Origin of the sequence: Nocardiopsis sp. TNDT3 (assembly GCF_003427465.1) — a bacterium.
Lineage (GTDB): Bacteria > Actinomycetota > Actinomycetes > Streptosporangiales > Streptosporangiaceae > Nocardiopsis > Nocardiopsis dassonvillei.
On the sequence record NZ_QPFC01001037.1, the window covers coordinates 1 to 8786 of the forward strand.

Annotated in this window: 7 protein-coding genes and 1 pseudogene; 4 read left to right on the forward strand and 4 right to left on the reverse strand. The window is 70.6% G+C overall.

Annotation, left to right across the window (positions count from 1 at the left end; genetic code table 11):
• Positions 1 to 331 precede the first annotated feature (331 nt).
• The 3 genes and pseudogenes from DQW06_RS23425 to DQW06_RS23435 all read right to left on the reverse strand — a co-directional run.
• Positions 332 to 1483 (reverse strand): annotated as a pseudogene (locus DQW06_RS23425) (tyrosine-type recombinase/integrase); the annotation flags it as partial.
• Positions 1484 to 1547: 64 nt separating this feature from the next.
• Entirely contained in the window at positions 1548 to 1994 is a 447-nt protein-coding gene (locus DQW06_RS23430; RefSeq protein ID WP_117199321.1) for a hypothetical protein, read from the reverse strand.
• 101 nt (positions 1995 to 2095) lie between these two features.
• Complete coding sequence (locus tag DQW06_RS23435; RefSeq protein WP_198662527.1) at positions 2096 to 2983, reverse strand: aminoglycoside phosphotransferase family protein; 888 nt, start codon at positions 2981 to 2983, stop codon at positions 2096 to 2098.
• A gap of 307 nt (positions 2984 to 3290) precedes the next feature.
• Here DQW06_RS23435 and DQW06_RS23440 point away from each other — a divergent pair, with 307 nt between their 5' ends.
• From DQW06_RS23440 to DQW06_RS23455, 4 genes are read left to right on the forward strand one after another with little or no spacing between them, the layout of a single operon-like run.
• Positions 3291 to 3935: a HemK2/MTQ2 family protein methyltransferase gene (locus DQW06_RS23440; protein ID WP_041553215.1), complete on the forward strand. Its 645-nt coding sequence runs from the start codon at positions 3291 to 3293 to the stop codon at positions 3933 to 3935.
• The gene (locus DQW06_RS23445; protein WP_013154476.1) at positions 3928 to 4143 is read left to right on the forward strand and encodes a CDGSH iron-sulfur domain-containing protein; all 216 of its coding nucleotides are present in this window, start codon (positions 3928 to 3930) and stop codon (positions 4141 to 4143) included. The genes DQW06_RS23440 and DQW06_RS23445 overlap by 8 nt, the downstream gene beginning before the upstream one ends.
• Entirely contained in the window at positions 4140 to 5141 is a 1002-nt protein-coding gene (locus DQW06_RS23450; protein ID WP_117199322.1) for an iron-containing redox enzyme family protein, read from the forward strand. The genes DQW06_RS23445 and DQW06_RS23450 overlap by 4 nt, the downstream gene beginning before the upstream one ends.
• Positions 5138 to 6139 (forward strand): L-histidine N(alpha)-methyltransferase, encoded by a 1002-nt coding sequence (locus DQW06_RS23455; RefSeq protein WP_117199323.1) that lies wholly within the window; start codon positions 5138 to 5140, stop codon positions 6137 to 6139. The genes DQW06_RS23450 and DQW06_RS23455 overlap by 4 nt, the downstream gene beginning before the upstream one ends.
• Positions 6140 to 6318: 179 nt before the next feature.
• Here the strand turns inward: DQW06_RS23455 and DQW06_RS23460 are convergent, their stop codons facing one another.
• Positions 6319 to 8142, reverse strand: coding sequence for a calcineurin-like phosphoesterase family protein (locus DQW06_RS23460; RefSeq protein ID WP_071622573.1), 1824 nt, complete (start codon positions 8140 to 8142; stop codon positions 6319 to 6321).
• Positions 8143 to 8786 lie beyond the last annotated feature (644 nt).

Below are 8786 nucleotides of genomic sequence, written 5' to 3' on the forward strand. Positions count from 1 at the left end.
CACGGGTGCGACGGAGAGTGACCGCGTTCGCGCAGATGAGGGCGAACGCCCAAGGAAACACGGCGTTGCGTGCGCCGGACGGCGTCCCCGCGACCCGCTGGGCTCGGTGGCCGGAACCGGCCCCGACGACAACAATTGCCAGGCGACAACATGACGCGCAAGACGCGATGCTCACCGGAGTGGACACTCCCCCCAGGCCACCTCCAGGGGACCTTTGATCCGATCGGCCACCGCCCCCGAGCACGAGGAAACCCCAGGCCAGCCGGGTGAACCCGTGCACTGGCCTGGGGCCGGTGGTGCCGTGTTGCTCCTGGTGTGCTCGTCGGTTCGGCTACCCGGCCCTCACCGGAACCGAGCCGCGCAGCAGCGCTGCGGTGGCCTCAGCCGCCGCCTTGGCCACGTCCGGGAACACCGACTGATAGGTGTCCTGGGTGAAGTGCGTGGTCGCGTGCCCCAACTCGCTGGACACGATCTTCACATCCGTTCCCGCGGCCAACGCCAACGAGGCGGCCCCGTGGCGGAGCCCGTGCAACGTGATCGGCGGCAGCCCCGCTGCCCTGGCGACGCGCAGGAACCAGTCACTGACCTGCCCCGGATGCCACCCCGAACCGTCGTCCCGGGTAAAGGCCAGACCGCTGTCCGTCCATGCCGCTCCGGCCTTGAGGCGGGCTTCGTTCTGGAACCTCCTCCAAGCCCGCAGCACCTTGATGGTGTCGGCGTCCAGAGTGATGGTGCGCTGCCCGGCCGCGCTTTTCGGGGTGGAGGTGATCGTCTCCCACGCGAGTTGTACGACCTGGACGCGGATGTCGATCTGCCCGTCCGTCAGTCGGGTGTTGGCCCAGGGCAGTCCGACCGCTTCTCCTCGTCGTAGGCCTTTGACTGCTATCAGGTGGAACATCGGGTACAGCCACGGGTACTTCCTCGCGTGCACCAGGAAAGCGCGTGTCTGTTCCGGGGTCCACACCATCACCTCCCCCGGCACGGTCCCGTCCTTCTTCCACTGACGCACCCGGTCCGGTGTCCACACCAGCGGACGCTTCCTCGGACAGGAGGGCAACCGCACGTGTGAGGCGATGTTCACCGACACCGGCAAGTCCGGACGCCTGACGGCTTCGGACAACGCACTCCGGAGAGTGGCGCGGATCCGGTGCTTGGTGGACAGCGAGATCACCCTCCGCCCCCTGACTGAGGCCCGCACCTTCACATCGTCGGACTCGCGGCACTCCAGAATGCGGGCGTTGGTCTCCTCAATGAGGTTGAACATGGTCTCGACGTGGCGGGCCTGGAGCGTGTCCACCCGGAGTCGGCCCAGGTGCGGGACGAGGTAGGTGCGGATGCGCCCGGCGTAGGAGGCCCGGGTTCCCGCAGCCAGATCGGGCTTGCCCGCCAACCACTCCCCCGACCACGCCTCAACGGTGGGTGGTTCGGTGCGCACATCCACCGCCATCGCCACTCGCCTACGCACCTCCTCCAGGTCAGCGAGGTCGAACTCCTACTCCGGCGCGGCTTCGACGAACTGGGGCTCAAGCGGATATGGGGCGTCCGCTCTAGGGAGAGCCGTGGCCAAGGGCTGTGGACATGGCGACCTCGGCATATGCGAGGCGGGCTTCCTCGCGCACGTTCGGGTCGGGGTGGTGAAGGAAGGGCTCGATCAGCGACTGTGCTCGCGGGTCCTGTGTGGCGCCGAGGATGTGCAGGACGTACTCGAGGAGTCCGGGTTCCAGCGTCCTCGCGACTGAGGCCAGCGGTTCGACAAGGCCCAGAGGCAGGCTGTAGTGGTCGAGCGCTTCGCTGACCGCGTTCAGGGCGGACTCACGGACTTTGACCACGGATTCGATGACGGCCAGGTTGATCAGCCGGCCAACGACCAGGCAGGCGGTGGCCGTGTCGAGCACGGCGCCGCGCAGGAAATCTCCGAGCACCTCGGCGGCGAGGTCTCGCCGGTCCGGATCGCAGCCGGTCAGTGCTTCGAGTGCTGTGAGAACGTCCTTCACACCATGCCCATCTTGGCTCTCTGGAGCAGGACTCCACGTTTCAGGACGGAGTCGACCGGGATCCCTGACCCTGGTTGAAGGACCTCCGAGCCACGCCGTTCTCACGTGGACTTCGGCGGCTTCTCCAGGCCGCCCAGCCGCCTGTTCATCGTGTCCAGTGTCGGCCAGGGAGGGCCGTCGCGCAGCGCGCGCAGGAGTTCCTCTCCGAATCGCCTCCCGTTCGGGAACTCGTCGTCTCGGTCCCAGCGCCACGCCGCGACCATCGCGAGGACGAGCTGTCGGCACTCGTCCAGCAGCTCCTGGTCGATGTTCGGGTAGTGCTCGCAGACCGCCTCGGGAACATGGGCGAGGTCGAACTCGACGGGACCGCGGCAGCACGTCTCCAGGTCGATGAACAACGGGCCGTTCCGCGTGCTGAGCACGTTGCCCGGATGCGGCTCTCCGTGGAGCAGCTGCTCCACGGCGCCGCGCTCCCCGATCGTCCGTCGCAGGTCCGCCAGCCTGCCGCTGAGGAAGGCGCGGTCGGCGTCGGCCAGCTCCGGCGAGCGGTCCGGGTCGGCGACGATGTCCTGCGCCTGGGCGATCCGGTCCGTGAACCGCGGGCTCGGCACGTCGACCCGGCGCATACCGGCGTGCAGCAGTTCCAGCGCCTCGGCGCAGTCGTCCGGCGGGACGCGGGGTGCCACGGGCTCATGGTAGGTCCACAGCGTCACCGTGAAGCCGTCGCGCGTGTACACGCGCGGGTCCGCCCGGGGCTCCAGGGGACACACCGGGGCCCCCACCGCGACGAGCCGCTGGGCGAGTTCGACCTCGAACCGCGCGACTTCCTGCCCCACGGGGGCGACCCGGGCGAAGACGTCGCACGGTGTCAGCCGCAGCGCCAGCTTGTTCGAGTTGTGGAGCACGATCGCGTTGCTGACCGGCAGGCCGAGCGACGCGGCGACCGAGGTCGCGGCCGCCATCGCACGAGTGACGTCGGACATCTCCATGCTCAGATCCTGGCGTACCGGCCGCCGGTAGTCTCCCCGTTTTCCGTGTCGGGCACGGGGCGGCTCGTGCCCTCCGCCGCCCGACCCCGTCCACCGCCGCCCCGACGCGCGCCTCCAGGCCGCACCGATTCGGCCATCCCGCGCGTCGACGTACCGCTGGAAGTCCGCGAAGCTCCTCCCCGACCCGGGCTCACTCGGCGAACGTCCCGCCCAGCAATCCGTCACCCACGGTCACCGGACATCACGCCGAGAACCCGTGCGGCGGTTGGAGGGTTCGGGACCGGGTAGTGGTTGCCCCATGCTGCTGATGAGGCCACCGGGTGTTTACCCAGCTCAGGAGGACACCTCCCTGCTCCGTACCGTGCTGCGCCAGCGCGGTCGGGTCGCCGGGCGCTCAGTCCTCGACGTCGGTTCGGGCACCGGGGCGCTGGGCATCGAGGCCTTCCGCGCCGGTGCGGCCAGCCTCACCTCGATCGACCTGTCGCGACGCTCGGTACTGGCGAGCTGGCTCAACAGCCGACTGCACGGGGTCCCGGCGACGGTGCGGCGCGGCGACCTGTTCGCTCCCGTGGCCCCGCACCGCTTCGACCTCGTGCTCGCCAACCCGCCCTACATGCCCGCTACCGGTCGGCGGCTGCCCCGCCACCGGATGGCGAGGTGCTGGGACGCGGGGCCGGACGGGCGGATCCTGCTGGACCGCATCTGCGCGGGGGCGCCCTCGGTGCTCAGCGAGGACGGCGCGCTCCTGCTCGTGCAGTCCGAGCTCGCCGACGAGCAGGCCACGTTGGACCGGCTCGAGAAGGCCGGGCTGGTGCCCGAGGTCCTCGCCAGGGCCCGCATCCCGTTCGGTCCGGTGCTGCGCGCGCGTGCCGCGGCGCTGCGCGCCCGCGGACTGCTCGGCCCCGACCAGATGGAGGAGGAACTCGTGGTCATCGAGGCGTGCCGTGGCTGAGGACCGTCGCCGGGTCGTGGTCACCGACGACGGTCCGGTCCTCGTCTACGGCCCGGTCGACGTGGAGACGCCAGACGGAACGCGCGTGCGCAGCGACCGGGCGGTCACCGCGCTGTGCGTGTGCGGCCGCAGCAGGCGCCGCCCGTTCTGCGACACCAGCCACCGTCGGCGCGTACGCGGTGACGAGGGGAAGGAGTACGGCCCATGACCATGACGACGCCGGAGGCGCCGACGCTGCCCGCCCCCAGGGGTCCGCTCTCCGAGGCGGTTATGGACGCGCTGCGCGGGAACCGGACCGGGTTCCCCGCGGTGGACGGGTCCCCGCCCTACGGTGAGGACCTCCAGCTCGCCCTCTACTGCTGCTACGAACTCCACTACCGCGGGTTCGGGGGAGTCGACGCCGACCGCGAGTGGGACCCGGCGCTGCTGACGCTGCGCGCCGAACTGGAGGGGGCCTTCCTCGGCGCGCTCAGGGACGAGGTGACCCCCGGCGCGGACGTCGGGAGCGAGCTCGGCGCGCTCCTGGTCGAACACGTCGACGCGTTCGGCGCCTCCCACCACCTGCGCCGCCACGGGCAGCTGTGGCAGCTGCGCGAGTACGTCGCCCACCGCTCGCTCTACCACCTGAAGGAGGCCGACCCGCAGAGCTTCGTCATCCCCCGCCTGCACGGCCCCGCCAAGGCCGCCCTGGTGACCGTGCAGCACGACGAGTACGGCGCGGGGGACCCCGAGCGGACGCACTCCACGCTCTTCGCCGACATGATGGCCGAGCTGGGCCTGTGCGCGGACTACGGCGCCTACCTCGACTCCGCCCCCGCCGAGATGCTGGCCGAGGTCAACTTCATGTCGCTGTGCGGTCTGCACCGCGGGTTGCGCGGAGCGCTGATCGGACAGTTCGCCACCGTCGAGCTCACCTCCTCCCCCGGCTCGGACCGGTTGGTCAAGGCCATGCGGAGGCTGGGCTGCGGCCCGGCCGCCGTCCGGTTCTACGCCGAGCACGTCGAGGCCGACGCGGTGCACGAGCAGCTCCTGCGGCGCGAGGTGATCGCGCCGCTGCTGGACACCGAACCCGAGCTGGCCCCCGACATCGTGTTCGGCATCCGCGCCAGCACTCTCCTGGCCACACGGCTGGAGGAGTACCTCCTGCGGCGGTGGGGTCGCGGCGAGTCGAGCTTCCGCGACGGGACGGACGTGAGGGAACCATGAGAACACCTGGACCAGCGGTGCGGGTCCGTGTGCTTCCGCTCGCAGACAGGGGCGACGCGGTGCCGGACGACACCGTGGTGCGCGACTGCCTGCGGCAGTCGCCGCCCCGGTTGCCGCCCTGGCTCGGCTACGACGCGGTCGGCTCCGCACTGTTCGAGCGGATCACCGAGCTGCCCACGTACTACCTGACCCGTGTGGAACGCGACCTGTTGGAGCGCCACTCCGCGGAGATCGCCGAACTGCTCGCCTGCGGGCGGATCGCGGAGCTGGGCAGCGGAAGCGCGAAGAAGACACGGCTGCTGCTGGAGAGCTGTCTGCGCCTGCGCGGGACCGCCTACCTGCCGATCGACGTCGACCGGGGCATGCTGGAGTCCAGCGGCGCCGCGTTGTGCGCGGAGCTGGACCGCCTGGAGGTCACGGGCCTGTGGGGACGCTACGAAGCAGGTCTGGACTGGCTGCGCACCCATCCCGGTGAGCCGCTCGCGATCGCCTTCCTCGGCAGCAGCTTCGGCAACGCCACCCGCGGGGAACGCGACGCGCTGCTGGGCGAGATCGCCCGGACCCTGCGCCCGGGCGAGGCCTTCCTGGTCTCCGCCGACCTGGACAAGGGCCGCGAGGCCCTGGAGACCTGCTACAACGATCCCGCCGGGTACTCGGCCTTCGCCGACTTCCGGCTCAACTACCTCACCCGGTTGAACGACCTCTACGGCGCCGGGTTCGTGCTCGACGACTTCGTCCCGGAGGCGTGTTACGACGCGGACACCACCACCGTGGAGGGACGCCTTCGCGCCCGGGCCGACCAGGCGGTGCCCGTACCGGGTCTGGGACTGACCGTGCGCGTACCGCGCGGGCGGTTCCTCAACGTCGGCTACTCGGTGAAGTTCGACGTGCGGGGGCTGGCCGACGAGGTGGGAGCGCACGGTTTCAGCCTGGGAGCCCGGTGGCTGGACCCCGGAGCACAATACGGGCTCTTCCTCTTCCGCCGTGACGGGGGCTGAACAACCGGCGCGAACGGGCGCCCGACTGCCGGCGCGTCGGGCCGCTCCCCGCAGGCGGTCCGCACGCGCTCGCCCCGTCCGCCGTTCCGGCCCCGTCCGAAGATCACCGGCCGGGGCAGCGGCCAAGGCGGAGGGCCGCCACCCGTGCGGGTGGCGGCCCTCCTGGCGGAGAGGTGCGGCTACCTCCGGCCGATGACCTCGAACTCGAGGACGTCGGTGAACTCGCGGCCGTAGGCGTCGGTCGCGGTCACCTCGGCGGTGTGCTCACCGGTGCGCAGGTTCCTGGGCAGGTCGAACCGCCACAGGTGCATCGTCCGGTTGGCGAGGCTGCCGCCGTGGACGAGCTGCTGCGCGACCGCGTACGGGTCGGAGTACTCGACGCCGACGTTGACGGCCTCGCCCCGCATCTGCTGGGTGCGGGTGGCCTCCTGGGCCGGTCGGCCGTCGATGCTGACCTCGACCGTCGAGCCGGTGGAGCCGAAGAAGAAGTTGGTCGTCAGCCAGCTGCCGTGGGCCAGGTCCCTGCGGTCGACCACCAGGGGCTCCTCCAGCTCGGGGGCCTCGCCCACCGGGTCGGCGTTCCACTCCTGGCGCGCCCCGACCCACTCGCGGTAGGTCGGGCTGTTGATGCCCAGCTGCGTCTGCACGTCGTCGGACTCGCCGGTGACGGTGTAGCGCTCCTGGAACCCGTTGCCCTGGATGTCCAGCGTCACCACGCCGGGGCGTCCGCCGTCGCGGCCGATCGCGGTCGGGTAGCCCTCCTCGCCGATCGCGCCGGAGTACCAGTCACCCGAGATCGCGCCCGCGGTGATGTGCGGGAACGGCAGGCCCTCGACACCGAACAGGTCGTTCCAGCCCTTGGCGCCGTCACCGGTCTTGAGGTTCTCGATGCTGTGGCTGTGGCCGGACACCGCCACGGCGTTGCGGCCCTCCAGCAGCTCGTGCACGCGCCGGACCTGGTCGGTCTGGTGCACCGGGGAGGTGGAGTCGGCGTAGTTGAGCAGGCCGATGTGGCTGGCGACGACGACGAGCTTGTCGGGGTCGACGTTGGCCAGGTCGCGTTCGAGCCAGGCGAGCTGGTCCTCGTCGAGGCGGCCGTTGTAGGAGGGGTCGCCCTCCGGGTCGGCGCAGTGCGCCTCGATGCCCGCGGGGCTGTCCTCGGCCGCGACGCACGGGTACTCGACGGTGTTGAGCGCGATGATGTGCGTGTCGCCGACGTCGTAGGAGTAGTACTCCGGAGCCAGCTGCGCGCGGTAGGTGTCGAAGGAGTGCTCGGAGTTCGGGGCGTCGAAGTCGAGGTCGTGGTTGCCCGGAAGGAAGCGGGCGGGACCGTTGGTCTCGGCGACCAGGTCCTTGATCTCGGGGTAGAGCGACAGGTCGTCGCCGACGACGTCGCCGACGAACAGCGTGCCGCAGCCGGCGTAGTCGTGGCGCGCGGCCAGGTCCGCGATGGCGCCGTCGCGCGCGTACTCGATCTCCTGCCGGTCGTAGGTCTGCAGGTCTCCGGCCATGATGCAGCTCTGCGCGTCGGTGGCGGTCAGCTCGCTCTCCACCAGCGGGAAGTTGACCGCGGACGGCAGGGGTCCGGTCGGCTCGATCCCGCCGTAGCGCAGTTCCGGCGACCCCTCGGGCAGGTGGTTGTAGTGGAACTGCGGGATGTTGTGCTCGTCCATCGGCACCTGGTAGCCCGACGGCTGCGTGATGGACACCGTCATGTTGTCGAACGCGGGCAGTTCGTAACGGCCCTCGCCGTCGGTCAGCACCACGTCGCGGCCGTTGGTGACCATGACGCCGGACAGGCCGGCCTCCTCGCCGTCACTGGCGCTGTCCCGGTCGGCGTCGACGAACACCCGGCCGGTCAGCACCGCGTCGTCGGCGGCTCCGGTCGGGGTGCGTACCACCTCGACCTCGCCGCGGTAGGCGGTGTCCTCGAAGTTCTCCGAGGGCGCCGCCGCGGCCGGTGCGGACACCGCGGTCAGGGAACCGGCGATGACCGCGGCCATCGAGGCCGCCAGCGCCGCGCGAGAGTAACGGCGTGCCCGCGGAGCACTCGGCGTTCGCGCACGTCGTGAATGTGTCGTTGGCATGCAGTTGCCTCCGGTATGCGGGGGAGGGGGAGCAAAACCGGCCAGGGGGACCGGCGGGAAGCAACCTTTCTAGATATCGCTGAACAAAGGACCAGTTGTCGGCCAACAGTCGGCCACCAGGCGGTGACCACTGGCGCGGCACACTGATTATTCTCAGCCAGTTCTATCCCCATACGTTGTGAATGGCTAGGGCCGTCCGGGCTTTCCCTGCGATCCCTCCCGGACTGGTTCGGGCCCTGATTTCGGGACGGCCACGAGGCTCATCCGGCCTCACGGCACACTTGTCCCGGAGAAAGTTCCGAAGCCGGGACCCGGGCGTGGCTGACAAATGTCCGCGCACGTCAGCTAATGTCTACGCACGCCGGCCCGGGAAGCAAGGCGCAACTCCGTCCACGCCGAAAATCCTCGCGGAGCGGCGTCGGGCAGCGCCCCGCGACCGTCCCGGACGGCACGCCACGTTCGGAGACGCCACCGGCACCGTGCGACGTACATCCAGGTGAACGGCGGGTGTTCGGGCCCGAGGAGCGGCCCCGTCGACCGGTGCCCAGCCCCTCCCCCGC